Origin of the sequence: Buttiauxella cochleicola (genome assembly GCF_021283185.1) — a bacterium.
Lineage (GTDB): Bacteria > Pseudomonadota > Gammaproteobacteria > Enterobacterales > Enterobacteriaceae > Buttiauxella > Buttiauxella massiliensis.
Genome location: NZ_JAJSOS010000008.1, coordinates 229,215 through 253,454 on the forward strand (window position 1 = coordinate 229,215; position 24,240 = coordinate 253,454).

Genomic DNA, 24,240 nt, shown 5'->3' on the forward strand with positions numbered 1-24,240 from the left:
TTTAACTACTGGCATCCAGCCAGAAAGTCAGGCATGAAGGAAGGCACATGACCGCGAGCAACGAACTGATCCTCAGGCCAATAAGCGACCTGATGAAACAGCATTTTTTCATCCCCTCTTATCAACGGGGCTACCGCTGGACACAAAGGCAGGTTACAGACCTGCTAGATGATATCGCTGAATTCCAGAAAAACAGCGAGTCAAGTTCACGTAAAGCCTTCTACTGCCTCCAGCCCGTTGTGGTCAAAAAATGCGGTGAGGAATGGGAGCTAGTCGATGGCCAACAGCGTCTGACAACCATCTGCATTATCCTTCTTTATCTGAAGGACATTGCCGCTATGCTTGGACATTCCGGATACTCTCTGCGCTACGAAACCCGCCCTGAGAGTGCAAGTTTCCTTAGCAATATCAATAGCAATCACGCAGATGATAATATTGATTTTTATCATATGAACCAGGCTCGGGAAGCAATAGACGCATGGTTCAGTTCACGACCGCCTGTCTATAAGTTCAGCTTTTTGCAGACTCTGCTGAATGATGATGAGGCCGGTAAAAATGTAAAAGTGATCTGGTATCAGCTAAGCGATCAGGCAAATGTGACTGAGGTCTTTTCCCGGCTTAATCGTGGAAAAATCCCGCTAACCAACGCAGAGCTGGTTAAAGCACTGCTGCTCAATGCTGGAAATTTCAGCCAGACCGAACTCAGCGTTCGCTTTAATCAGCTCAGAATTGCGCAGGAGTGGGATGAAACGGAGCGCCGTCTTCAGCAGGAAGACTTTTGGTATTTCATCAGTAACCATACCCGTGAGAGTAATCGCATAGAGTTTATACTTGGCCTGGTTGCAGATTCATTAAAGTCAGGTATTTCCCGTCAGGATCCACACTATATCTTCCTGTCGTTCGCCCATTACTTGGAGGAAATGTATCAGGACCCGGAGCGCATAGAAAAAGTGTGGCTGCTTATTAAACAGCGCTTTATGTTGCTGGATGAGTGGTACCGCGGGCGCGTAACTTATCACCTTGTCGGTTATCTCATTAGTAACAGTGAGAGCGTCATTCCTCAGCTCATCAGCGAATCTGAAAGCTGTGAAACAAAGTCGGGATTCATTACTGGACTGAAGCAAAGGATCCTGCGTTTCGCCCTGCCGGGGATCGCAGGCTCGTTGAGTAGGGGACAAGCCGAGCGCAGCACCCAGATTGACGCCACACTCTCCGCTCTGACCTATCCTGAGCGGTCGCTACGCCCCGTGCTTCTGCTTTTTAACATTGCCATTTTACTGGCCAACAAAAAATCCTCTACCCGTTTCCCATTCCGGCATTACAAAATCGACGCCTGGGACATTGAGCACATTACGTCAGTCAGCTCGCAAATGCCGGAAAATATTAGCGGACAGAAGGCCTGGACGGAGGTGATGCGAGAGCATTTCCGGCCTTTCAATATAGCGCAAGAAGGACCAGACACTGCCCGGTCAGCACAGCATCTACTCTTTGACCGTGCGGAGGCGTTGCTTCAGGAGGAGCCTTTTGACAGTGAAAAATTTGAAGCCTATTTCAGCGATGTCCTGAATGAGTACAGTCAGATGCCGCTAAAGGACAGGGATGACAGCATTGGAAACCTTACGCTTCTGGATCAGTCAACTAACAGAAGCTATCGCAACGCCATCTTTCCGGTGAAGCGCAATCGCATTATTGAAGCGGACAAAGCGTCAACTTTTGTCCCTCCCGGTACACGAAACGTATTTCTTAAATACTACAGCAGTAACGTCCACGAAATGACTTTCTGGAGTAGCCAGGATCAGGATAGCTACCGGCGCGCAATTACAGACGCCCTGACCGTATTTTTTGATGGAGCAATGTATGCAGCAAGGTAAAGTCATCTCATTCGCCAGATTATTCAGTGAAGTCAGCAACGTTGAGATCCCCATCATACAGCGTGACTATGCTCAGGGGCGCGAGGACGCATGGGAAATTCGCGATCAGTTTCTCCTGTCGATCAGTCAGGCGTTAACAGCTCCTGTTGGCGCTCTACCGCTCGATCTCGATTTTATTTATGGAAACCTCAGCACTGAGGAGAGTCCCACCCTTTCGGTCCTCGATGGTCAGCAGCGCCTTACGACTCTCTTCTTGCTTCACTGGTATCTAGCAAACAAAGAGGCGAAATATGCTGAGTTCAGTGAACGATTCACTCATTTGGGCAAATCCCGCTTCACATATCAGACCCGCACCGCCGCAACTGAGTTTTTCCATGCACTGGTGCGGGCCGACAACAGTGGACTACAGTTTGCAGAGAATGCCCCCAACCTTAGGGATCAGATAACGGACAGCCGCTGGTTTTATCACTCTTGGCTTCAGGACCCTACGGTTTCAGCCTGCTTGACGATGCTGAATGCGATCCAGTCATGCTTCGGTCACGTGCCCGGTGAATTTTATGCCAAACTGTGCAGTTGTGACTCCCAGCCAGTGGTATTCCAGTATCTGAACCTGTCCTCATTTGGACTTTCTGACGATCTCTATATCAAAATGAATTCGCGGGGAAAATCGCTTACCGATTTCGAAAATTTCAAAGCCTGGCTCTCAGGCAGAATGAGCCAGCAGCCTGGTGCTGTGACCTTTGGTGAGAAAATCGATCAGGCCTGGACCGATATGTTCTGGAACCTGAGCAAAAAAAGGACCGAAAGCTTTGATACCCTCTTTCTGCGCTTTTTTAAGCGGATGGCGTTTCTTCTTGAATGCAGTCAGTCATCTGAACCTGCATATCTGTTGGCAAACCTAAATGCGGCCTGGTTCAACGCCCTGAGAAGCACCCGTGAAGGTTTTAGTTCCTCAGAATTCGAAGCGAGGGATACCTTCAACCCTGGGAACATTCATATCCTCTCATCCATACTAGATTTTCTTTGCTCTCTGCATGCAACCCGTGAACACCGCAGCTTGCTGATGGAATTTCTGACGGGCTCTGACTTACTCGGAGCATGCCGTTTTTATGCACTCTGTGCATTTATTACTGCCAAGAGATCGTCCATCGATGCCCGCTTCGCTGAGCAGCACGCTCAATGGAGCCGTGTCACCGATAACTTCCTTTACACCATGCGTATTGACAGTAATCAAGTTGCAGTGGGGATTATTCGTTCGCTTGATGAATTGGCCCCCTATGCTGATGACATTTACAGCTGTCTTCGTTCAGTTGAAGTTCGACTGGGTTTTAACGAGCAGTGGGATGAAGAAGCCCTTAAAGCAAAGCTGATTATTCTGGATAGTGCATGGGAGCCTGCCTTAATTCGGGCAGAATCTCATCCTTATCTCAAAGGCCGCATAAGGGGGCTGCTCAAGGGGGCCAAAACTGCTGATAATAGCGGTTACGATCTTACCCGATTTATATTACTGACAGAGAAAACCTATTGGGTGCTTAACGAAAAGGTTCTGCATAGCCACGAGCACCTACTTGAACGTGCGCTGTTGTCACTGGGAGACTATCTGATATGGCAGAAAGGACAACGGTACACCTTTTGCCTGCCTTCGCATCAGTCTTGGCGTGAGCGTAATGAGAACTGGCTGAGGGTGACAGAGAAAAGCGTGTTTATTGAGCTGCTGGATAAGCTAAATAAAAAAGAAGACATGTCAAATACGCTCCGAGAAATTATTCAGGAATCAACCCCGGGCGGCTGGCGTGAACTGGTCGTGAAAGACCCTGAGACCATTCGCTATTGTTCGGAAAGAATTATCGACAAATTAGATAACCAGGTGTATCTGCTAAGTAAGACAAACCTTCGCGGCTATTTCCGGGAGCTGCACAGCTGGGTGCTCTCGAAAAGGTTGTTGGCTCTTCTTCACAGAGAGGATGGAAACGCGCCTTTCACTGCCGTGACCTATCACTCGGTCTATGGTGATGCATGGCCATGTATTGAGCTTACGGTAAGTGAAGAGGAAACGTTCTTTATTGCGCATGAGAACGGAGTCTGGTTTGACTGTAACAATGTGGATGAGGAAGGTGAGCCGCTCCCACTTCCATCCTTCTTTAAACCACTGGTAGATAAGTTGATGCATGAAGCGGATACAGTTTCCAGAAACTGACGCGGTGCTGCTGGCTGTGACAAGCCAGGGGGAACGGCAAAATCCAGCAGATCACTTTAATGTCACACATATTTCCTTGGATTATTTTATAACCATTGGCACTAATGAGCCTATATTTCTAGCGGCTCATTAACCGCTTGCTTCATACCAATGCAAGCGTCTCTTACAAATCATTATTAATTCATCATGATTTTCCGCACTACCGCTACCGGTTCACGGGGCGGTAAAGCGGTTTTCACATCAAACCGGAACGTTACCTCACAGCATATACTGAGGGCCTCAGGAGCCTCTGCGAGCGGTTCTGGCTGTACGGCGGTGGCTCACAGGAAGTAGCTGAGGACTCTCAGAGGAAGGTATTAGCAGCTTTCCTTAATACTGAAGAATTACCGCATTTCCTTAAAGACCTTGCAGGATACACCGGAAGCATTATCACGAAGACAGCGACTCAAATCATCATGCTCACAGGTGTTAGAACTCAAGAACTGCGCTTTGCCCGCTGGGAGGATATCGATTTTGAAAAGCGCTTCTGGCAGATACCTCCTGAAGTAATGAAGATGAAGCGGCCACATATCGTTCCAATGTTAGATCAAGTTATTGCACTCTTTGAATCATTAAAGCCTATCACTGGCATGTATCCACTTGTGTTTGTCGGAAGAAATGACGGAACAAAACCAATATCAAAAGCAAGTGTGACTCAGGTTCTGGAACTACTTGGTTACAACGGAAGAGCAACTGGGCATGGATTCAGGCATATAATGAGTACAATTCTACATGAAGAGGGTTTTAACTCAGCGTGGATTGAAACGCAGCTTGAACATGTGGATAAGAACGCGATTCGCGGGACTTACAACCATGCTCAGTATCATGAGGGGAGGCGAGAGATGATGCAGTGGTGCGCGGATTATTTGTTTAGTCTACATTCTAATTCGTTTAATGCAGCAAAAGCCCGTGTATAATAGACAATTTAGATGATAATTCTTACGAAGATAAAATTTAATGGCGGAAGTATGAGTAATTTTAACCCCTTTGAGAAAGAAATAAAGAAAACTGTATTAAATCATTTATTAACCAAAGGGAAGATAAATAATGAAACTATAGTCATAAATGAATTAACTATTGATTCTTTCGCAAGAAGAGTGGATTTGGCTATATTAGTTGATGGGAAAATAATAGCATATGAAATAAAAAGTGACGCAGATAGCCTCTACAGGCTATCTGGGCAACTTGAAAAATATAAGCAATATTTTGATAAAATCATTGTGGTTACAACGATTAAACATGTTGAAAACATTTTAACCATGATCCCTAAAAACATTGAAGTATGGGAGGTAGCAGAGGAAAAGATAAAAATAAAGAAAAGAGGGAAGCTTTCTAAAATCGAAGATAAGAAAAATTACCTTGATTTGTTGAGAGTACAAGACATGAGGAAATTGGCTAAAAACTTTAAAATTCCATTAGGTAGTAGTGGAAAAAGAGAGATTAAGGATATTCTAAAGAAAAATTTAAATCAAATTTCATTGCAAAAATTAAAGCTTTTTGTCATTGAAGTGATATCTCAAAGATATAAAAATACGTCATCAAATTTTATAGAAAATATTAAGATAGGTAACAAAGTTACTATAAATGACTTAAATAGGTTAAGTCCATACTCACAAAAAATAAGAGACAATAGAATATTCGAAGGTAGTATTTTAGGGAAATTAAAATAAATTTTGGCCGAAGATAAATTTTAACTTCTAAATCTTCGGCTTTTATAGAGAAGTTCAATCAACCCAATCTTCATCTGTGTCAATATCTTCGAGCACGCTATGATAGTGTAATTGTGTATATAAATGAAGATTGATTCTAACAGCAGTTGCCTTTTGAGGCGTGTTAATCCCGAACTTTTCTTTTTTAGCCGTTAATTGAATCATCTGAGTTCCCCAGAGATGTAAATTTTTAGGCCAATAATCCTCTTGCATAATTTCCTGAGCACAAAGACAGTACAAGTTCTCTTTCTCACCTTTTTCAGGATATTTAGGATCCTTAAACTCATGTCGAATAAAAGGCCACTCCTCCTTTAAAGCAAAATCAATTCTTGGTGGAGGCACACTCCCACCACCTGACTGCTTATCAATACGGGCGCTACCACGATCAGAATAAATCGTAGGGTAAAAATCAATAACATTATTTAATTTATTAAACAGCCTTCTTTCATAAATAGAATTTACACTTTTATGATATCCAGCAAAATTAAAAGGGAAAGAAGTTCCAGAAATTGTAATCCTCGTAAATGGAATCACAGCTTTTGTTTTATTAATTAGATTCAGTAGAGGTTGAAAATAGTCATTAAAATTACTACCAATAGTTCCTACATCATAGACAAAAAATAGATCTTTAACTCTTAGCCTTGAAATGATATTAATTATTTCATTGTAAGTTGTCAAAGTTATTTTTTTAACTTCAAAAACAAAAGTCAAACCTCTATTTAAACTCACAAGCTTATTTATTTGATTTTCAAGCTGTGACAAGTCGTCAAGAAACACAGTTGGAATGGCCTCTGGTATATCTCGCAAAAAATTGTACCAGTTATTATAACCATCTTTAGGGTTTTTCAATTCAACTAATTGATAAAATACCTCTCGAGGATAAGTACCTTTGAGTAGATAATCTTTATTATCAGATAAATAATCTTTATCAAATGAGGCGATCCAACGTCTATCGCTAATTGTTTTCTTTATCTTTTTTAAAGAATTATCCAGTAATTGCGAACTCATCCATCCTTTTAAGGGGAAAATGGGCAAAATTAAATCTTTGTCTTTCTCTGGAAGATTCTCAAGAGCTTCCATTTCTGAGAGACTCAGAGAAAGAATGGGGGCGTATTTATAATCAAAACGTTCTTCTAATAAAAACATTCCCTTCCCCTTAAATTTTTCCAAGACGTATCTTTATCGCTGTAGTAGATACTCCAGCAACTTCAGCCAATCTTTCGATTTTTTGTTCATCCCTCAACTCAGCAGTTTGTGTTAATTCAAGAAGTTTTCTTTCTAGAAGATGCCCTGGCATGAGAATATCAGCAGCTAGGCGATTAGCCTGAACTTCCATGAAATCAGATAATTTCGATCGATATAAAATATCATCAGTAATTCCATCCCCAATCCGATCTCGATGGAGTAAGAAGTGAGCAATTTCATGCGCTAGAGTAAAGCGTTGCCGTTCTTTGGTATCATGCCTATTTACTCTTATAACAATAACTCCATTCTCGTCTTTTATTTCGCCAGAAATACCAGCTGCCAAAGTGGACACTTTAACATTGATTCCGAAATCTTTAGCAATTGATCCAACCGCAATCGGCAATTTTTGCTGGTGGTTTTTAATCAATGCAACTTGTTGATCTGGAAGAGAAAGCCATTCATTAGAAGTTGTAAATTTCATCGTCCCCTCTCCTCTGTGTTATCTTCAAGCATATCACCACCTGCGAACTCAATCCCTCGATACGCCACTTTTTCTATACCGTCAAAGATCAAATCGTCGAACTTCCCTTTATCTAACAATTGAAGTAAAACTGTTTCAGTAATACTAGGCACTAATTTTTCAGTCACTTCAGTAGCTTTTTCTGTAGAAATTCTTGTCGCTGCATCTTTCGCCCCATTGATCATTTTTTTATAACCAAAAAACGAAAATATAGCCATTACGATCCCCAATGCAGTCAAAATAACAGCAACAGAAGTTAAAACAATTCCTGACCATACGGCAAAATTAAGGCCACTACTATCCTCCAATTTATCAATTTTCTCTTGCATCTGTGTGATTTGTTGCTTTTGATCATTAACTAGAGAATTCAAGATTAGAATATTTTGAGATTGTAAACTCTGGTTTGCATTTTCTTCTGGTAAAGAGCCCGATGCTGGGGATATGGTGGTAGTCAGCGAAGGTTCTTGACCTAATGTTGTTACCTGCGCGTTAACAACATCAGGAACTGTGTACGCCAAAAGCAAAATAAGGTACAAATATGTCACTTTATTCATGAAAATTATGAAGTTGGATTAGCCATTCTCATACTGTACTATCTCTTTAGGTAAGATGAAAACGTCTTTAACCAAAGATTGTTAGCTAACGCATGAAACCTAAAAATCCGTAAACCATTTAGATACAGAAAAATCATAAAAAATTGATTTTTAAGCATTAAATTTCCAACTCTAGCTTTGCATTCTTTTCTTTTGTAAGACATCGCAATCATGACAAAGAAGGTCAATTTAAGAAAACAGCGGCATGACGCTTTTTTAAAATCTTATAGTTCCATAGTTAATTAACTGAATAGCTGCGCCTAATACCTCTACATCTGCCGTTTACTGGTATGTGATGTGTCGCGTAAGGGCAATACACCGTAGGCCTGATGCAGTGCGGTCATACATAGAAAACAGCCCCAATGCTTTACGCTGCAAGGGCTGGCCGAAAGTGGAGTACTATTCCGCGCAGCTATTTAGCCATTTTTTGAAGTTGCGATGCTCCTTTTATAAACATAATTTTCACCGTCCCATGACGGTGTGTAAGGCAATTGGGTTAGTAAATTTCTATAAACCTCAATCACCCTTAATTCTTTTATTTTCAGAGAGTTATATCTCAAGTAAAGTGTTCTAGCAGAAACTTTAAAATCCAGACTACTCATCATCTTACTGGCTATTTCACTGAGACTAGTAGAGTTGTCGCTTTCACAATAAATTGGCCTTCTAGGATTTTCTTTCCTTAATGATTCGATTAAAAAAGCCCCCCATGAACCCGGCCATTTTGCCATAGTCCCATGAAATATGCGTTTGTGCCTGAAGAAATCACTTATACTTCTTAGGAGGAGCATTGCTGTTTCTTCATCGCTCGAATTTAAAATTTGGAATTTATATATAACGCCCTCATCTCTAACGACACTTTCTATTAGATATTTATAATCATCTATAATTTGCCGCCGCAACACATCAGGAACATCTCTAGCGGGGAGCTTAATTGTAATTTCATCCATACGACCTGGGTTAATGAAATAATTTGCAAAGTATCTTAACATCTCAAATTCCATAATTAATCCAACGCGGAGAAAAGCATTTCTACTATCATTGTTGTTCGTATTTTTACGATACTTTGCACACGAAGTGATGCCAATCTTGTTAAGATATCTATAGAAATAAAGATGATCAAGAGGGTGGATAATACTGTTAGCATTTATCGAAAGTCTAAGGCTTACAGTTGCAGGTATATTCAATCTATTGTATTTCTCAATCAGCTCTGTTAAGTGCCTGATAAAATCTTTTTTATCAACCCCATACTCTGATACCAAACAACTGAGAAGCGCAAAAGTTATCTCTTTTTTTCGTTCTAATACAGCATCCAGCATCTCATCAGGTATGTCATGATTGCCCTCTAAAAAATTAAAATACTTTATATCATCACCACTTAATCCAATTTCTAAACCACATAGTAAATAATGACTTACTATATCTGAAATAGAATCCCTCGCTCCGATGTTTGTTACAGCCTCCTGTACATCAGAAATGATACCGTCATAGTATTTTTTATCATCGGTAGATAGAAAATGTGATGTAAAAATATTATGAAAATGAATAAAATCAAGTATATCCATTAATGCTTTCTGTTCACTTGTAACTTTAGGCATCCTCTCACCTTAGTGTCTAAAAAAGTATTTTATATTCACCAATTTTACACACTAACGAAACCAACTACCATCCTCTTCGTAGCAACAAACCCGTACTTAAAAGTACTCCTTCAACGAAGAGACTATAAAATGGAAAAGTTAGGTATCATATCAAATTGCAAAGAAAACAATGACATAAAAGAAGGGTGTGAGTCTATCAGGCGCTTTCACCGTCACCAAAGTTTTCGATCGACTGCTTTACCAACTTATCTATCTTCAGATGTTCTTACTCAAGCCACTATGGAGGGGGCTGCAAGCTCAATCCCGAAACAAACGACCACGGATACCATTTCGCGAGTTTACAACAATGATGATTTTTTAATCGATATGAAATACATCATGAGTAAATCAGGTCTGACAAATAAATTTTTCTACGCCCAAATAAAGAGAGGCCTATTTCCATCCCCAATTAAACTGGGTCGATCTTCACGATGGAAGAAAAGTGAGTTCGAACAGTGGATTGAAGAGCGTATTGCGGCAAGGTAAGTCCGGATAATTATGCCCTTTCAATAATGAGTAAAAGTAGAGAAAATAATTTAACTGAGCGTAATATGATACCTTTCATTAATGAAAGGGAAGATTTATTACGTTTTTTGCATGATGAATAAGAGTAAATAATAAAGGATAAATTGATGAGAACTGTCGACAGCAATAATCAGGAGAGCAGTTTGAAATTCGAATCGAAACCATCTCAATTACCCGGTAAAATGACAAGATTTCCAGTTCATTGTTTTCCATTTTCGATAAATAAAGTTATTGAGAATTTGTACTTGTATACAAGAATGCCACTGGAATTGATCGCGAATATAATGCTGACTATTCTATCTTTTATCTGCCAGTATCTTGTTAGCGTTGTGTCTCCCTACACAGGTGTACCTGGGCCATGCTCTTTATATTTACTGACATTGGCTGAGTCAGGTGAAGGTAAAACCTTCCTGTTTAATTTGTTGATGAGACCAGTGCATCAACGCTTTAAGGAGATGAGTCTGCGTTATTACAATCAGCTTACTGAATATAGGAATAAACATCGTATCTGGACTACAGGATTACAGGGGCTGAATGCAAGCCTGAGGCAGGCAACAAAGACAGGTTACGGTGTTGAAGATGCGCAGGTTCAACTGGAAACTTATTACAAAAATGAGCCGAAAAGGCCATTAGAGCCAAAGTTTATCTATGAGGATGTGACGTTTAAGGCACTTATCCAAGGGTTAAGCAAGCATGGTGAGGCCGGGATTATCATGGATGAAGCGATATCTTTTTTCAGAAGTGTGCTTAAAAACCACCTCGGGTTGTTGAACAAAGGATGGGATGGGGGAACATATGACTTCACAAGAGCTGACGGTGAGAGCTATGAGCTTCAACTATGCCTGATGCTTTCGTTGATGGTTCAGCCCGGCGTATTTATGAACTATTTGGAAAAGCACGGGGAAATAGCCAGAAACAGTGGATTTATTGCACGCTTCCTTATTACGCAAGTGAAAAGCTCAATAGGACAACGCCATAGTCGTGTTGATGGAGATGATTTAGACGCGGTAATAACATCTTTCCATAACAGATTGCGGGAGTTGCTGGGGTTAATAGAGAAACGTTTTTATGACAAAAATATTGACAAAGATACACTGGAATTGTCGGATGAGGCGAAAAAAATCCTTCAGGAAAAACGTGACGCATTAGAGTACGCAATTGCTCCTGGCGGTAAATGGGCACACATCCGGGATTTTGCTTCCAAAGCAATAGAACAAGTATTAAGACTCGCGGCAATACTGGAGTTTTTTTCTCAAAAGGAAACGCAGGCTACCCCATATGGCGGATTTTTCAATACAGGAACTATCAGTGGAACGACAATTAAAAATGCACTTGAAATTATGGAGTGGTATCTGCAGCAAGCCAGTAATTTGTTTTATCCGATGTCACCACAATACCAGTTTGAGGCAGATATCCGGGAACTATGGCGTTTTATAAATGATACTCTGCTCAAAACTGGTGGAATACCTTTTCCAAAACACGACCTAGAGAGATACGGCCCAAATCGTCTCAGACGTATTGAAAATCTGACTCCAGTATTAAATGAACTTATCAGTCAGGGCTACTGTTGTATTATTCAGATAAATAATTCCAAAACGCTGTATGTTGCAGGTGTTGTATCTAATGGCACTATTTTAATATCTGATAATTTACGCTATCAAATTGTGCAATCAAAACCCAATACATCCAGTAGTGAGTACAATATTGATTTATCTGATATGCCATATGGTGGACTGGTTTGGTAATGAAAGTATTAAGTCAGTATTGAAATAAAATTTCTTCATTTGAAGCCACTATCAGGAGGTGTCTTACAACTCATGGCTGTTCAATAAACACTCAGAGATCAACTCGTTTTTATTTCCATTGCTGCTACCGCTGCGACTTTAGCAACGGTAGCAGCAACGTGAACTGTATACAATGTATAGTTGCTCGAAAATTATACGGCATGATATTGATGCTCTCAACTATTGTTCTGATATGTGAGGGGGGTTAAACATAAGTGAAAATTGCTAAGTGTTAAAATAATATCCTCAGAGTCTATTTATAGTTTTACTGCTTTTACCTAAATGGGAAGTGATAAACTCTAGTTATTATATAAAACATCAGAAGTATTACTCTAGGTGCTTGTATCTCAATAAGGTAATTATACGTAATATATATTAACTAAATATATGACCACCATCATTCAATTAATTATTTATACAATCAGTAAAACAATGCATGCCCATGCTTAATATAATAAAGTGGAAGTTGGTATTTAATTATGACTAAATGCAGAAGAGACAACTGTTTGAAACCTGCCTCCAGACTTAAGGCCGCCAGGCAAGTAAGATTGTGCGATGACCACTTCCAGATATTTTCGACAGGAGAGGCAAGGCGCGAGTGGCGCTTAAATACTAAGTGTGGGTATAAATCTTGTCAAAATACATTATCAGGAACAAGAAATGAGAAATATTGCAGTGCACGGTGTCGGCAGCGCGCTTCACGAAAATTAATCAGCGAACATGATGTTAGTGTTTTGGCTACCTCATACTGGACCCATATAGAAAATAACATCAGGCGTAATCCCCTAATGTTAGGATCTATTAATGAGCCGAAGGATATAGTTGTGTATTACCATTTATATGTGCGTAAAGCATACCACCAGCGGAGCTATGCAGTTCCTTCTTACGATGGGTATCAGGGAAACCTGAAGCCCGTACCGCTGCTTGAAATTGAGCTCTGCCATATGCACCCAAACGGAAAAGGCGGTGAAAACACAGCAATAAATATTTTTATTGGGCCAAAATGTATCAACCGCAGGAATAATGACTCGATTCCCTTTCAGGATAATGGTTTTGCAGGCGTTAGATCAACGAATGAGCGTATTCCCCTTGATGGAAGCCTGTATGACACTCTGATTGAACATTACGGCCCACAGGTGGTTGCAGATGCTCTGGGGGATATAGACCCTGCAAAACGCTTCTACGGGAATATCCTAAGGCATATATCTTTCAGCGGCATGGACAAGGAGTTACCTTTGTTTACGTTGTTGCACGAGGAACTATGGCGACTTGAGCACCGTGATATTGCTGAATGCCTGAGCAATATCAAAAGTATGTTTTCCTACTATCCTTTGTATTTGGAATTACTGGCTATTACTGGATTTTACGCGGTGCTGTCCGGCGATCCGGATCGCATCATGTTGCGTATATGCCGTCTGTTTTCCTGGTTCTTTGATGTACGTTCTCATCGCCGTTTTACATCCCGTGCCCACAACCAGTACCTGAAGGTGATGTACCGTTTTATGCGTAAGTACTTAAGGCGATATTTCGAGGTTGAGATTGAGAACCTACAGGATGTTGTTGCGTTTTATAACTCGCTTTACTCGCAGGCTATCGTGGGTATTGGGCAAGCAACGGATGAGGTAATTTGCTATTCCTACTCCATGGGACGGACGAGAACCGTTTCAACTTTCTTCTACACCCCCAGAGTGGTTACCGATCCGGAAGAGTTATTACGCCTCATGGGAGCAGAACTGGACTTTAACTGAAAAGAATTTAGCACCAGAAGTTATGTTTTCTGGTGCTTTTTTTTGCTCATTGCTATCCATAGCCCAAGTTAATATGATGCGGATATTCCATTAAATTTCACGCCCATATTACCTCTGTGAATAGCCGGTTAACCCTCTTCCGGCATTCAGGAGCAAGCCATGTCTCAAACCACCGAATCACAGGATACCAACGATGGTCTGCGCACCTGCCTGAATCTCTTACCTCAATACTGAACGCATTCTTTCCCGTTTGCAGCAGGCCATTAGCTACGAGCCTGTCATTGGTATTATGGGCAAGGTACAGATAATAACCAGACAACAGAAAATCACGCCCTAGTTTGGTAACGCTCTGGTTACCGGAACCAGTACTCTCACTGCATTCAAAAACTGACGCCATCCTGACGGAACGGAAGTGCGCTCATTGCGTGAGGGTTACAGGTAGATTTTGCCTGCCAGTTTCAGAAGAAAAAAGATATCGCTCAGGCTGCGGGCTCCTGTCAGCAACTGACTCAACGCTATTTGCTTTCTGAAAGAGGAACGGACTGACTGCCGGTCGGTGATTTTACGTCTGTAGAGCCCGAGAAAATGTCTGCATTCAACCAGTGCATGTCGGGTCAGTGCGCGTTTTATCTCATGGTGCTGCGGCTTTGATGAAAGCGTGATGATATCGCTGATGACGTCAATATAGCTATGCGCCCGGATATCGTAATAATCCTGACGATGTGTAATCGAAGCATGATTGTTCACGTAGATATAATCTTTCTTGTCGGCGAAACAGAACAGACCATTTGCGGCGGCAAGATGAAGGGTCCAGAGGATGTCTTTGTGACTTTTCCCTTCCTGGAAGCGCAGGTTATTTTCCCGGATATATGAGGAACGTACTATCTGCAGCCACAGGTAATGCGGCCATTCCTTCTGTGAAACACAATGGCGTATCCATGCATACCCGGTGAGTCTCTGCCTGTAGGGTTGCTTGCGATGGACTGGATGTCGGTGTGAGCCGGTGATGTCGGCATGCCAGGCATTGAAAATGGCAACGTCAGCATTTTCCTGTCGGGCGATGAGCAGTCGCTCCTGCAAAAATGCGTCAGTAATCTGGTCATCGGCATCCAGAAATACCACCCATTCTCCACAATGGATGGCCAGTGCGGCATTTCGCGCAGCATACACCCCCTGATTTTTCTGGCTGATAACGACCAGTCGCTCATCAGTGATTGCGCACAATATCGCTGCTGTCCCGTCGGTGGAGCCATCATCCACAACAATCACTTCAATGCTGATGGCCTTTTCCCGGAGGAGTTCCTCCACCAGATGACCAATATTGTCCTGCGCATTGAAAGCAGGAATGATGATGCTGATATCTGTAAGTTTTTTCATCTGTGGGTTCAGAAATGGCCGGTTCGGCAGGGTTGTCACAGGCGGACGGTATCCGCGGGGAAAAATGCTATCGGGAAGGGCTACGCTGACGACGGTCATCAGAGGCTGGGCGTGTTCTTTTCTCTCTTATTTCCTGGTTTATTAGCATCAGGCAGTTATCGCAATAATCGCTATCCAGCCCCAGAAGGCGGCTGATGATGCCTCTTTTTCGGTTACATCTTCCGCATCTCTTCATGCTATCTCCCGTCATCTGAGTTCACCCAGTCGGCTAATCCTTAAAAACATCAACAAAACAAGTCATTACGTCAGTGCGATGCTTGTTTCTGAATGTCATGTGTAATCAATATTAATTGATTATACAGATCAATATTTATAAATCGATCGATTTTATCGATCATGAATTTACATACGAAAGACGTGAACCCTTCGTTAAATACCCGTCATCCGATGGACCCACAACACAATGAGGACCCAATGAAAATAAATACGCTAACCGGCACCCGTCGCATCCTGATGGCACTGTGCCTGGCTCCGTTATCCGCGCATGCGCTTAACGCCGGTCAATGGGAAATATCAGGCAAATCCTGCCGGACACTTTCTGATGATGGTCGCACGCTGGTTGCCACCGGCACGGACCGCAGTTTCATCCTGTTTTCGCTGAGTGAAGATTGTCGTCAGTACCGCTTGCAGGATAAGAACCGGGTTATTTCTTTGCTGCTTAATGGCCAGGCGATGACGGCAAAAGCGGTCTGCCACGATGCGTCAGGCCGCTGGATGATGGTGCCTGACAGCAAAGCCGGGATGGAAAGCGCCATCAGCCAGTTGCAGCAGAATACGGAAATCAGGCTGTCCACCAGCGATGGTGAAGTGAATACCACCGTGAAACGCGGCAACTATGCGCAAGTCTGCCCGGTGGTGAATGGTAGTGCTGCCCCTGATAACAGACTCACTGAGCAGGATGTGCAGCGTACAGAGCCCGGAGAAGCCATCACCGGAAAAAATCGCCTGTCCCTGGGCGAATTAATGAACATGAACAAATAGTCCAGAAAGGAGTACACGATGAAATATCTATTACAGGTCATGATGTTAAGTGCGGGCCTACTGGGCTCAACCTTGGCGTCTGCCGCCATCAGCAAAGATGACCAGCAGGCTGCCGTGAAAACCGCAGCCAGTGTTTATGACGCCATGCTGGGTGACGGTTCAGCGCAGGAAGCTGACTGGACTAGACCCAAACAGCTCAAAGACATTAAAGACCCGGTTATCCCCGGTAATACGCTGCATGTGCTGGAATTCTCAGTCATGGAGCCCACCAATGGTGCTTATCAGCGTATCCGTATCCTTATTAATGCCGACGGGGGTGTTGCCGGTGCCGAAATCCTCTATGCCGGGCGCTGACCACGACAAACACCCGCCCTCATTAATGTACCGACAGGCCATGCTTTCTTTGAAAAGTATGGCCTTTCTGCTTTTTATGCCCGCTGATGCCGTCGGGCTGTATTTTTATCTGTAACAGAGGCGTTCACATGCAATTTGAAGAAAACGATGAGTCGGAGAATGATATCGGTCCCAAAGAGCTGGAGGAGGTTATTGCTGTTCCGCCTCCTCAGGGACTTGCCGCCTTGATGGGCTGGCTCTACGACCGGGCCGTCAGTGGTATTGCCGGAATAGAATCGGCTGAAACGCTGGCAGAGCGCTACCTGGATGATGCGAAAGGTGACGCGCTGATGGCTGTTCGTCACATGATCCACTGGGAGAGTATTAAGGCAGGCAGCAGCGGTTTTCTGTCGGGTGTGGGGGGCGTGGTGGCAATGCCGGTTACGCTCCCGCTCAACCTCACCAGCGTGTTGTTTCTGCAGACACGTCTGGTTGCTGCGGTGGCCTGCCTTGGCGGACATCGCCTGTCTGATGAACGCATCCGGGCTCTGGCGGGGCTTTGCCTGTGCGGCAACGTGGCAAAAGCGTTATTGCAGGACCTGACCATACAGATGACCGAACGCTGGACACCGCCCCTCACGCAGCAGATTGTAGAGAAAACGCTGGTCCTGATGGCCGCGCGTGCCGGAATGAACAGTGCCGGGAAGCTTATCCGCCTGATCCCCCTGGCAGGAGGAATAGTCAGTGGTGCAGTAGATGTTGCCTCCACCCGGACGATAGGGCGCATCGCCCTTACCACCTTTCTGAAAAATCATCCCCCGGAGCCGCAGTCTCGCTCAACCGCCTGATTGCCTGTAATGGCATTTGCAGCGGTTATACCCTCTCAGTATCAACATATCAGCAGGCCATGCCTCCTTCGGGACGCATGGCCTTTCTGGTTTTTATCCCCCTAATTTCAGGAAATAAACGATGCCCCGATTAGCCTCCCGTTTTGGTGCGGTGAACCTCATACGCCGTGACCGCCCGTTAACCCGCGATGAACTGGCGCATTATGTACCGAGTGTCTTCAGCGAAGAAAAGCATGAATCCCGCAGTGAACGCTATACGTGGATACCGACCGTTACCGTACTCGAAAACCTGCAGCGTGAAGGCTTCCAGCCTTTCTTTGCCTGCCAGACCCGTGTGCGTGACCCGAACAAACGTGAACACACCAAACACATGCTGCGCCTGCGTCGTGAAGGCCAGATTACCGGTAAACAGGTGCCAGAAATTATCCTGCTTAACAGCCATGATGGCTCCAGTTCTTACCAGATGCTGCCGGGTCTATTCAGATCGGTTTGCCAGAATGGACTGATTTGCGGTGAGAGTTTTGGTGAGGTGCGCGTGCCGCATAAAGGCAACGTGGTGGAGAAAGTCATTGAAGGGGCTTACGAAGTGCTGGGGATATTTGACCGGGTGGAAGAGAAACGCGATGCCATGCAGTCGCTGATGTTGCCGCCACCCGCCCAGCAGGCAATGGCGAGAGCGGCGCTGACGTATCGTTTTGGAGAAGAACATCAGCCGGTGACGGAATCGCAAATCCTTTCCCCACGCCGCTGGCAGGATGAGAGTAATGACCTCTGGACCACTTACCAGCGTATTCAGGAAAACCTGATTAAAGGTGGACTATCGGGGCGAACGACCAAAGGTAAGCGTGCCCATACTCGTGCAGTTAAAGGTATCGACGGTGATGTGAAGCTCAATCGCGCCCTGTGGGTGATGGCGGAAAACATGCTGGAATTTCTCGAGCATCCACATACGCACTGAAAAAGGGAGAACTTAATCTGTGAGCATCGAAGAATTCGCACTGCTTCCTTCCGGCCCGTTCACACGCGAACAGGCCGAAGCCATCGCCAGACAGTATCAGAATGTCGCGATTGAAGAAGACCAGGGCACCCATTTTCGCCTGGTAGTACGTCACAACGGCGAAATGATCTGGCGGGCATGGAATTTTGAGCCTGATGCAGGAGCCATGCTGAATCGCTATATCGCCTGCCATGGTATTCGCAATCTGTGATTCTTTATCAGTGCACTTAACCACTCACCATTCCCGCCAGCCCTTACCGGCTGGCTTTTTTATATCCGGAGCTGTTTACTATGAAGACCTCAACAACGCCTACGACTGATACGTCCACTTTATCCCGGACGGTTAACCCGGCAACTATTTCGGCCATTCTCGTGCCAGATGAATACCGCGCCAGTTTCTGGCCGCAGCACTTCGGCACCATTCCACAATGGATCTTGCTGGAGCCACGCATCTTTGCCTGGCTTGACCGGATGTGCGCTGACTACAGTGGCGGTATCTGGAATTTCTACACGCTCAGTAATGGCGGAGCGTTTATGGCACCCGACGATGAAACACTCTGCTCTCTGTGCAATCCACTCAACGGCAACAGCGCGGAAATGAGCAGTGAAGCAGCGGGTATCACCGTTTGTCTGCTGACATACAGTCACCATGCCTGCCGAACAGAGAATGATGCCATGACGGAGCACTATTACCGTCTGCGCGACTACGCCCTGAACCATCCTGAATGCCGCGCCATTATGCGCATTATCGACTGAGGCCATCACAATGACCCTTTCAGCAGCAACCTCATCAGTACCCGAACTGTCGCCTGCGGACCAACGAATCGTGAAACGTGCCTTGTCATTGCTTGAAAAACACCTGCGGGAGCCGGGTGCCGCCTTCACCTCCACGCACGCTGTCCGTGACTGGTTGTGTCTGCAGATGGCCGGGCTTGAACGGGAGATTTTTCAGGTGATGTATCTCGATAACCAGCACTGCCTGCTGGAATGCGAAACTCTGTTTACCGGCACCCTGAATCACACCGAAGTGCATCCCCGGGAAGTGCTGAAAGCGGCACTTCGCCACAATGCCGCTGCCGTCATCATCGCGCATAACCATCCTTCCGGTACAACTGACATCAGCCAGGCTGACCGCCATGTAACCGGACGGTTGAAAAGTGCGCTGGCCATGGTGGATATAAGGCTGCTTGACCATCTCGTTGTAGGGAATGAGGTGGTGTCATTTGCGGAACGTGGCTGGTTGTGAGGTGAAGAATGAAAATTATCAGTAAACGTCAGGCGATGCATATCTATCGCCAGAATCCTGAATCGAGGTTATCGGCTTTCTGTACAGGCCATTACCAGTGGCATGGCAGTGTCTGCCATTACTACGGACGCGAGATTCAGGATATCAGTGGCGTACTTGCTGTTTTTGTTGAACGCCGTCAGGACCGCAATGGGCCCTATGCCATCCTTCGTAGTGTCAGCCTGAATTAATCACATCTCTCAGTCATTAAGGAATACGTTAATGCAATCGACCACTTTATCCGATACATCGGCGGAGAACGCATCCTGCCTTCAGTGGGGATTAAAACGTAATATCACGCCGTGCTTCGGAGCTCGCCTGGTTCAGGAAGGCAACCGCCTGCATTTCTTGGCTGACCGGGCGGGGTTTAATGGCTCATTCAGTGACGATGAAGCATTGCGTCTGGACCAGGCGTTTCCACTGATGATGAAACAGCTGGAGCAGATGCTGACCGCTGAAGAACTTAATCCTCGCAGTCAGCGTTGTGTCACGTTGTATCACAACGGACTTACCTGTGAAGCTGACACTCTCGGCTCTCATGGTTATGTTTACATCACTATTTATCCTCAGGCCTCCGCAACCCGGTAACACCTTCTCTCTTCTTCTTTTATCAGGACTCAACTCATGCACATTTCAACTGTACCGGCCACAGTGCCGGTTTTGTCACGCCTGTCGCCCGTGCAGGTCTGGCAGCAATTGTTAACGTATCTGCTGGAGCACCATTACGGCCTGATGCTCATCGATACACCATTCCATGACGACGCGGCCATCAAAGAACATATTGAAGCGGGTATCACGCTTGCTGATGCGGTGAATTTCCTGGTGGAACGCTATGAACTGGTACGCACTGACCGGAAGGGATTCTCCTGGCAGGAGCAAACACCATTCCTTACCGCGACCGATATTATCAGAGCCAGGCGAGCTACCGGATTAATGAATACTTAAATTCTCCGAGCCTCCTTCCTGATTTTTACCTTTGTACTTTCCCCTCTATTTATTCACCGCATAATGCGCCTGCAACTTCCGGCAGGCGTGTTTGCTTTAATGGACGATTTACGATGCAAACAGAATCCGATGTATTAACGGAACACAATGAGCTTATCTGTTCGACCAGCATTGAACGTATTGTTACAGGCCGTAATGCTGCGCTGGGACAAATTGAATCCCTCATCCGGAAACTTGATGACATCTCGACACTGACCCGCAGTCTTGGTGGTGGGATGGCAAAAGACTGGGGCATGCGACAAGACTTTCGCTCGGGTTGCTGGTTAATGGAGAAAATGGCAACGGCCATGGACGTCATTACCCGCAATCTTGATCGCAGTATATGGCGAGATTTGATGAAAAAATCAGGAATGCTCAGCCTGATGGATGCCCAGGCCAGAGAGCAATGGGACAGAAATCTTGAAGGCGATAATATTCCAGCCATCAGCGAAGCCAATATACTCAGTACTTTTGAGCAGCTACATCTGAACAAAATGGACGTCTTCGAACGTGGCGTCATCAACGTCTTCAAAGGCCTGTCGTGGAATTACAAGGCCAATAGCCCTTGCAGCTTTGGTAAGAAGATCATCATCAACAATCTGGTTACGTGTAACCGCTGGGGATTTAGCCTGAACAGGGGCTGGCGTCGGGATCAACTGGCGGATCTGGAGCGAATGCTGTTTCTACTGGATGGTAAACCTATCCCTGACAATCGGGGCGATATCTGTACTCGATTGATGGAGCATATCCGGGATAATCCGGCTAAGGATGTTTACGAAGATGAATTCTTCAGCATTCGTTATTTTCAGAAGGGCACGGCGCACTTGACCTTCAAACGGCTGGAGTTGATTGAGCGTATGAACGATATCATTGCTAAACACTATCCGGGAATGCTGGCAGATTGCATTTGACTGGCAATGCCTCTTTACAACAGATTACCTATGATTAATTTTTAATCGCACAGGATTTCATACTGATGGGACAGATACAAACCAGGGTCATTACAGCTCATATACCCGTTGAAATGGCCGAAAAAATCGATGAATTAGCAGCAAATTATAATCGTTCTCGTGAATGGATAGTTAAGCAAGCGCTGGCGGCTATCATTGAGCAGGAAGAAAACCGCCACCAGATGATTTTGCAAGGGCTGGCTGATGTTGATACGTGCCGGATTGTTGAACATGCAGACGTTCTGAAATGGGTAAACAGCCTGAACAGCCTGAACAGTGAAACCCCACTTGCAGTACCGCAATCTGGACGCAAGTAAATGCAGGTTGTCTGGACCGATCACGCTTTGCAGGATTTAGAACGACTCCGCGAGTTTCTTGCCAGAGCCAATGCAGAGGCCGCTGCACCGGTCAATCTGCTGACGCATTCACGCATGGGGCCGGCGTTGGCGTGATGGTATTTCATATATTGAAATCCGCTATCAACCTCAATTTGTGTCCAGCTGGTGTAAAACGTTTGATTGTTGTTTGATGAGATATCATTATTGTGTTTTATACACTTAATTGTGTTTTAAGGTCGTCGTCTATCTCAGCAGGGGAGTGGTGCCATGCCACAGAACAATATCAAACAGCTTCGTACCCAGTTATCCATCACCCAGCGCGAGTTGGCGGCAATGGTGGGTACCAGCCAACAGCAAATTCAGCGCATTGAAACCGGAAAGGTTGCTGCAAAGCTGGGACTTGCTCAGGCTATATGCTCTGTTCTCAATAAACCGTTAAACATTGTGTTCCCTGATAGTGACAATTTGCTGAAAGAATTCCGTAATCGTCGTAATACCAGTGATGAAGATCTGAAAATTGTTGCTGCCAATGGAATTGAAATGGATGGAGGTATCTGGACCGTGAAGCTTTATTTGCGGGGGCAGAAAGAATGTCTGTTTTTACCAATATCTCCAGCGGATAAACGTCGCTTTCATGCTTATTTTCAGGAAAAGACATACCCAGACACCGAGAGGTTTTTTGTCTTTGATTCGGAACAACATCGCTACGCACTGAATGCTCGAGAAGTCGAGTTTCATCAATTCTTGTTTGAGCCTCTTGAGCCTCTTGAGCCACTCTTGGTTGATGAAGGTTGCGATGAAGATGCTGATTGTAATGTCTGTATTACCCTGACAAACGGTGGAGCAGCGATTGGGCTAAGTGTCGAATCTGATGTGCCAGAAGATGTAACAGGAGATATTGGTCAACTCAATTCTTTCTTCGATATGTTGGAGTGTGAACCTGAAACGGCAGAGCGTTTCGTAATAACTGATGAAGACGGCGAAGACGCTTTTATCCGTGTAGGATCTATAGCTATGGTGCGGGTAACACTTGACGCACTAGAGCCTGTAGAGGAAGATAATGACTTATTTGTAAATCATTGATTTTTAATTAATTTAAGGATTTTTTAGTTGAGTATACATGTGAGTATATAAGAGTAAGTTACATATTTTTAATTCTTTAATTATCAATTGATTACGAGGATGAAATCGGTTCGGCCTTCGCACCATCTGATGTGTAAATCAAGTCGCTCACGAGCGGATTTTTTGTGTTTAAAGTCCTGTCCCTCGCAAGTTCTCACTCTTTTTTTCGTCAATATTAAGTCAGCCTACATCAGCCTGCATCAGCTTACTAATGCGGTTAATCCCGGTTCAATAATGTTTGTACTATCACTTAGCCCTGGAAGATATATGCCGACTTTGAAACTGCTATACGGACGATTCCTTGCGAGCTTGATTCATTGGAAGGTGTGAAATACTCATATCGCTTGTACTCTTCATCTCGTCCCTTTATTCCGGCAGGCTCTCACCATCCTAGAAAAGATCAAAAATTTGAATGGAGGCTGTGAACTGATATTCGTTGGCGAGCATGTTTCGCGTAAGCCGATGAGTGAGAGCACTTTGAATAAAGCTCCTCGGGTGACGGGATGAAGTAACGATGGAACTGGCCAGTTTTTGTTGGCCACTACACAGGAACCTTCTGTAGTTTCAATTCGGTTACTACCATTGCGCCAAGCTTATTGCTCCTTCTATATATAGAAAGAAGTTTCGGGGACGGCAAACTCGCAGCAGAACTCTATGACCTCAGCTTTGTTTGCTAAGAAGACCTATGAGCTGTTTACTATAAAAACTTGTCTCCTTATGTTGCTGATGAAGAGATTACTAACAGTGCGGTGGGTAAATGAATGGGGGGCTGGCTAGTTTTGTGGATAACTTTGTGCGTAACTGCGTATAAGGCGGGGTTTTGCTGGGGATTGCAGCAGTCAGTCAAATTAACGCATATTTAGGGTTGCAGCCTCCGGAGAACTCCCTATAATGCGCCTCCATCGACACGGAACATGTGAACAACATCACAGAGTAACGCGGCGATGAGAGTCAAATATCCTGAAATTAAGGGTTGACTCTGAAAGAGGAAAGCGTAATATACGCCACCTCGAGTTAGCAAGCGAAAGCGCGCAACTCACTGCTCTTTAACAATTTATCAGACAATCTGTGTGGGCACTCGCAGGATTGATATCTCAGATACCTTCGGGTATCAAAAAAATATCAAGTCTTGAAGAGTGACCAAGCAGTAATTCATTTAG

24 protein-coding genes and 2 pseudogenes are annotated in these 24,240 nt (G+C 44.5%); 21 read left to right on the forward strand and 5 right to left on the reverse strand.

The annotated features are described in order from the left end of the window. The first annotated feature begins 47 nt into the window (after positions 1 to 47). The 4 genes and pseudogenes from LVQ76_RS14540 (at position 48) to LVQ76_RS14555 (ending at position 5,777) form a co-directional block, all read left to right on the forward strand. Positions 48 to 1,871 carry a DUF262 domain-containing protein gene (locus tag LVQ76_RS14540; RefSeq protein WP_232921921.1) on the forward strand — a complete coding sequence of 608 codons (1,824 nt, stop codon included), beginning with the start codon at positions 48 to 50 and terminating at the stop codon, positions 1,869 to 1,871. Continuing rightward, the gene (locus LVQ76_RS14545) at positions 1,858 to 4,068 is read left to right on the forward strand and encodes a DUF262 domain-containing protein (protein WP_232921922.1); all 2,211 of its coding nucleotides are present in this window, start codon (positions 1,858 to 1,860) and stop codon (positions 4,066 to 4,068) included. Before LVQ76_RS14540 ends, LVQ76_RS14545 begins: the two co-directional genes overlap by 14 nt. Before the next feature lie 365 nt (positions 4,069 to 4,433). After that, a pseudogene (locus LVQ76_RS14550) lies at positions 4,434 to 5,024 on the forward strand (tyrosine-type recombinase/integrase); the annotation flags it as partial. Positions 5,025 to 5,075: 51 nt separating this feature from the next. Further along, positions 5,076 to 5,777, forward strand: a complete 702-nt coding sequence (locus LVQ76_RS14555) for a sce7726 family protein (protein WP_232921923.1) — start codon at positions 5,076 to 5,078, stop codon at positions 5,775 to 5,777. A 54-nt stretch (positions 5,778 to 5,831) separates the two neighbouring features. Here the strand turns inward: LVQ76_RS14555 and LVQ76_RS14560 are convergent, their stop codons facing one another. From LVQ76_RS14560 to LVQ76_RS14575, 4 genes are all read right to left on the reverse strand, one after another. Further along, positions 5,832 to 6,962, reverse strand: a complete 1,131-nt coding sequence (locus LVQ76_RS14560; RefSeq protein WP_232921924.1) for a beta family protein — start codon at positions 6,960 to 6,962, stop codon at positions 5,832 to 5,834. Positions 6,963 to 6,972: 10 nt separating this feature from the next. After that, a complete protein-coding gene (locus LVQ76_RS14565; protein WP_232921925.1) occupies positions 6,973 to 7,482 on the reverse strand; it encodes an ImmA/IrrE family metallo-endopeptidase in 510 nt (169 codons plus the stop codon). Next, entirely contained in the window at positions 7,479 to 8,075 is a 597-nt protein-coding gene (locus LVQ76_RS14570; RefSeq protein WP_232921926.1) for a hypothetical protein, read from the reverse strand. The genes LVQ76_RS14565 and LVQ76_RS14570 overlap by 4 nt, the downstream gene beginning before the upstream one ends. A 455-nt stretch (positions 8,076 to 8,530) precedes the next feature. Next, positions 8,531 to 9,709: a hypothetical protein gene (locus LVQ76_RS14575; RefSeq protein WP_232921927.1), complete on the reverse strand. Its 1,179-nt coding sequence runs from the start codon at positions 9,707 to 9,709 to the stop codon at positions 8,531 to 8,533. A gap of 129 nt (positions 9,710 to 9,838) precedes the next feature. Between LVQ76_RS14575 and LVQ76_RS22390 the strand changes: the two genes are divergently transcribed. From LVQ76_RS22390 to LVQ76_RS14590, 3 genes are all read left to right on the forward strand, one after another. Beyond that, positions 9,839 to 10,234: a helix-turn-helix transcriptional regulator gene (locus LVQ76_RS22390; protein WP_370640078.1), complete on the forward strand. Its 396-nt coding sequence runs from the start codon at positions 9,839 to 9,841 to the stop codon at positions 10,232 to 10,234. 146 nt (positions 10,235 to 10,380) lie between these two features. After that, positions 10,381 to 12,018, forward strand: a complete 1,638-nt coding sequence (locus LVQ76_RS14585; RefSeq protein ID WP_232921928.1) for a YfjI family protein — start codon at positions 10,381 to 10,383, stop codon at positions 12,016 to 12,018. Between the two features lie 827 nt (positions 12,019 to 12,845). Next, positions 12,846 to 13,805: a hypothetical protein gene (locus LVQ76_RS14590; protein ID WP_232921929.1), complete on the forward strand. Its 960-nt coding sequence runs from the start codon at positions 12,846 to 12,848 to the stop codon at positions 13,803 to 13,805. Positions 13,806 to 14,237: 432 nt separating this feature from the next. Here the strand turns inward: LVQ76_RS14590 and LVQ76_RS14595 are convergent, their stop codons facing one another. Next, a complete protein-coding gene (locus LVQ76_RS14595; RefSeq protein WP_232921945.1) occupies positions 14,238 to 15,182 on the reverse strand; it encodes a glycosyltransferase in 945 nt (314 codons plus the stop codon). Between the two features lie 396 nt (positions 15,183 to 15,578). Between LVQ76_RS14595 and LVQ76_RS14600 the strand changes: the two genes are divergently transcribed. From LVQ76_RS14600 to LVQ76_RS14665, 14 genes and pseudogenes are all read left to right on the forward strand, one after another. Then, on the forward strand, positions 15,579 to 16,223 hold the full coding sequence (locus LVQ76_RS14600) for a hypothetical protein (protein ID WP_232921930.1): 645 nt from the start codon (positions 15,579 to 15,581) through the stop codon (positions 16,221 to 16,223). Between the two features lie 18 nt (positions 16,224 to 16,241). Beyond that, a complete protein-coding gene (locus LVQ76_RS14605) occupies positions 16,242 to 16,577 on the forward strand; it encodes a hypothetical protein (RefSeq protein ID WP_232921931.1) in 336 nt (111 codons plus the stop codon). Positions 16,578 to 16,705: 128 nt separating this feature from the next. After that, positions 16,706 to 17,404 (forward strand): EcsC family protein, encoded by a 699-nt coding sequence (locus LVQ76_RS14610; RefSeq protein WP_232921932.1) that lies wholly within the window; start codon positions 16,706 to 16,708, stop codon positions 17,402 to 17,404. Positions 17,405 to 17,525: 121 nt separating this feature from the next. After that, positions 17,526 to 18,362 carry a DUF932 domain-containing protein gene (locus LVQ76_RS14615; protein ID WP_232921933.1) on the forward strand — a complete coding sequence of 279 codons (837 nt, stop codon included), beginning with the start codon at positions 17,526 to 17,528 and terminating at the stop codon, positions 18,360 to 18,362. A gap of 19 nt (positions 18,363 to 18,381) precedes the next feature. Continuing rightward, complete coding sequence (locus LVQ76_RS14620) at positions 18,382 to 18,612, forward strand: DUF905 domain-containing protein (RefSeq protein WP_232921934.1); 231 nt, start codon at positions 18,382 to 18,384, stop codon at positions 18,610 to 18,612. Positions 18,613 to 18,692: 80 nt separating this feature from the next. Then, complete coding sequence (locus LVQ76_RS14625) at positions 18,693 to 19,157, forward strand: antirestriction protein (protein WP_232921935.1); 465 nt, start codon at positions 18,693 to 18,695, stop codon at positions 19,155 to 19,157. Positions 19,158 to 19,167: 10 nt separating this feature from the next. Further along, a complete protein-coding gene (gene radC, locus LVQ76_RS14630) occupies positions 19,168 to 19,647 on the forward strand; it encodes a RadC family protein (RefSeq protein ID WP_232921936.1) in 480 nt (159 codons plus the stop codon). An 8-nt stretch (positions 19,648 to 19,655) separates the two neighbouring features. Beyond that, complete coding sequence (locus LVQ76_RS14635; RefSeq protein ID WP_232921937.1) at positions 19,656 to 19,877, forward strand: DUF987 domain-containing protein; 222 nt, start codon at positions 19,656 to 19,658, stop codon at positions 19,875 to 19,877. 31 nt (positions 19,878 to 19,908) lie between these two features. Then, on the forward strand, positions 19,909 to 20,274 hold the full coding sequence (locus tag LVQ76_RS14640) for a type IV toxin-antitoxin system YeeU family antitoxin (protein ID WP_232921938.1): 366 nt from the start codon (positions 19,909 to 19,911) through the stop codon (positions 20,272 to 20,274). A gap of 36 nt (positions 20,275 to 20,310) precedes the next feature. Further along, a complete protein-coding gene (locus LVQ76_RS14645) occupies positions 20,311 to 20,631 on the forward strand; it encodes a TA system toxin CbtA family protein (RefSeq protein ID WP_232921939.1) in 321 nt (106 codons plus the stop codon). A 113-nt stretch (positions 20,632 to 20,744) separates the two neighbouring features. After that, positions 20,745 to 21,581 carry a DUF4942 domain-containing protein gene (locus LVQ76_RS14650; protein ID WP_232921940.1) on the forward strand — a complete coding sequence of 279 codons (837 nt, stop codon included), beginning with the start codon at positions 20,745 to 20,747 and terminating at the stop codon, positions 21,579 to 21,581. 65 nt (positions 21,582 to 21,646) lie between these two features. Further along, complete coding sequence (locus LVQ76_RS14655; RefSeq protein WP_232921941.1) at positions 21,647 to 21,937, forward strand: CopG family ribbon-helix-helix protein; 291 nt, start codon at positions 21,647 to 21,649, stop codon at positions 21,935 to 21,937. Positions 21,938 to 22,225: 288 nt separating this feature from the next. Continuing rightward, positions 22,226 to 23,041 (forward strand): helix-turn-helix transcriptional regulator, encoded by an 816-nt coding sequence (locus LVQ76_RS14660; protein ID WP_232921942.1) that lies wholly within the window; start codon positions 22,226 to 22,228, stop codon positions 23,039 to 23,041. 311 nt (positions 23,042 to 23,352) lie between these two features. Continuing rightward, positions 23,353 to 23,584 (forward strand): annotated as a pseudogene (locus LVQ76_RS14665) (integrase); the annotation flags it as partial. Positions 23,585 to 24,240: the final 656 nt, after the last annotated feature.

Excerpts from the sequence above, each read along its gene's own strand:
- LVQ76_RS14540 (WP_232921921.1), top strand. The coding sequence starts at position 48 with ATGACCGCGAGCAACGAACTGATCCTCAGGCCAATAAGCGACCTGATG.
- LVQ76_RS14545 (WP_232921922.1), top strand. The coding sequence starts at position 1,858 with ATGCAGCAAGGTAAAGTCATCTCATTCGCCAGATTATTCAGTGAAGTC.
- LVQ76_RS14555 (WP_232921923.1), top strand. The coding sequence starts at position 5,076 with ATGAGTAATTTTAACCCCTTTGAGAAAGAAATAAAGAAAACTGTATTA.
- LVQ76_RS14560 (WP_232921924.1), bottom strand. The coding sequence starts at position 6,962 with ATGTTTTTATTAGAAGAACGTTTTGATTATAAATACGCCCCCATTCTT.
- LVQ76_RS14565 (WP_232921925.1), bottom strand. The coding sequence starts at position 7,482 with ATGAAATTTACAACTTCTAATGAATGGCTTTCTCTTCCAGATCAACAA.
- LVQ76_RS14570 (WP_232921926.1), bottom strand. The coding sequence starts at position 8,075 with ATGAATAAAGTGACATATTTGTACCTTATTTTGCTTTTGGCGTACACA.
- LVQ76_RS14575 (WP_232921927.1), bottom strand. The coding sequence starts at position 9,709 with ATGCCTAAAGTTACAAGTGAACAGAAAGCATTAATGGATATACTTGAT.
- LVQ76_RS22390 (WP_370640078.1), top strand. The coding sequence starts at position 9,839 with ATGGAAAAGTTAGGTATCATATCAAATTGCAAAGAAAACAATGACATA.
- LVQ76_RS14585 (WP_232921928.1), top strand. The coding sequence starts at position 10,381 with ATGAGAACTGTCGACAGCAATAATCAGGAGAGCAGTTTGAAATTCGAA.
- LVQ76_RS14590 (WP_232921929.1), top strand. The coding sequence starts at position 12,846 with ATGTTAGGATCTATTAATGAGCCGAAGGATATAGTTGTGTATTACCAT.
- LVQ76_RS14595 (WP_232921945.1), bottom strand. The coding sequence starts at position 15,182 with ATGAAAAAACTTACAGATATCAGCATCATCATTCCTGCTTTCAATGCG.
- LVQ76_RS14600 (WP_232921930.1), top strand. The coding sequence starts at position 15,579 with ATGAATTTACATACGAAAGACGTGAACCCTTCGTTAAATACCCGTCAT.
- LVQ76_RS14605 (WP_232921931.1), top strand. The coding sequence starts at position 16,242 with ATGAAATATCTATTACAGGTCATGATGTTAAGTGCGGGCCTACTGGGC.
- LVQ76_RS14610 (WP_232921932.1), top strand. The coding sequence starts at position 16,706 with ATGCAATTTGAAGAAAACGATGAGTCGGAGAATGATATCGGTCCCAAA.
- LVQ76_RS14615 (WP_232921933.1), top strand. The coding sequence starts at position 17,526 with ATGCCCCGATTAGCCTCCCGTTTTGGTGCGGTGAACCTCATACGCCGT.
- LVQ76_RS14625 (WP_232921935.1), top strand. The coding sequence starts at position 18,693 with ATGAAGACCTCAACAACGCCTACGACTGATACGTCCACTTTATCCCGG.
- radC (WP_232921936.1), top strand. The coding sequence starts at position 19,168 with ATGACCCTTTCAGCAGCAACCTCATCAGTACCCGAACTGTCGCCTGCG.
- LVQ76_RS14635 (WP_232921937.1), top strand. The coding sequence starts at position 19,656 with ATGAAAATTATCAGTAAACGTCAGGCGATGCATATCTATCGCCAGAAT.
- LVQ76_RS14640 (WP_232921938.1), top strand. The coding sequence starts at position 19,909 with ATGCAATCGACCACTTTATCCGATACATCGGCGGAGAACGCATCCTGC.
- LVQ76_RS14645 (WP_232921939.1), top strand. The coding sequence starts at position 20,311 with ATGCACATTTCAACTGTACCGGCCACAGTGCCGGTTTTGTCACGCCTG.
- LVQ76_RS14650 (WP_232921940.1), top strand. The coding sequence starts at position 20,745 with ATGCAAACAGAATCCGATGTATTAACGGAACACAATGAGCTTATCTGT.
- LVQ76_RS14655 (WP_232921941.1), top strand. The coding sequence starts at position 21,647 with ATGGGACAGATACAAACCAGGGTCATTACAGCTCATATACCCGTTGAA.
- LVQ76_RS14660 (WP_232921942.1), top strand. The coding sequence starts at position 22,226 with ATGCCACAGAACAATATCAAACAGCTTCGTACCCAGTTATCCATCACC.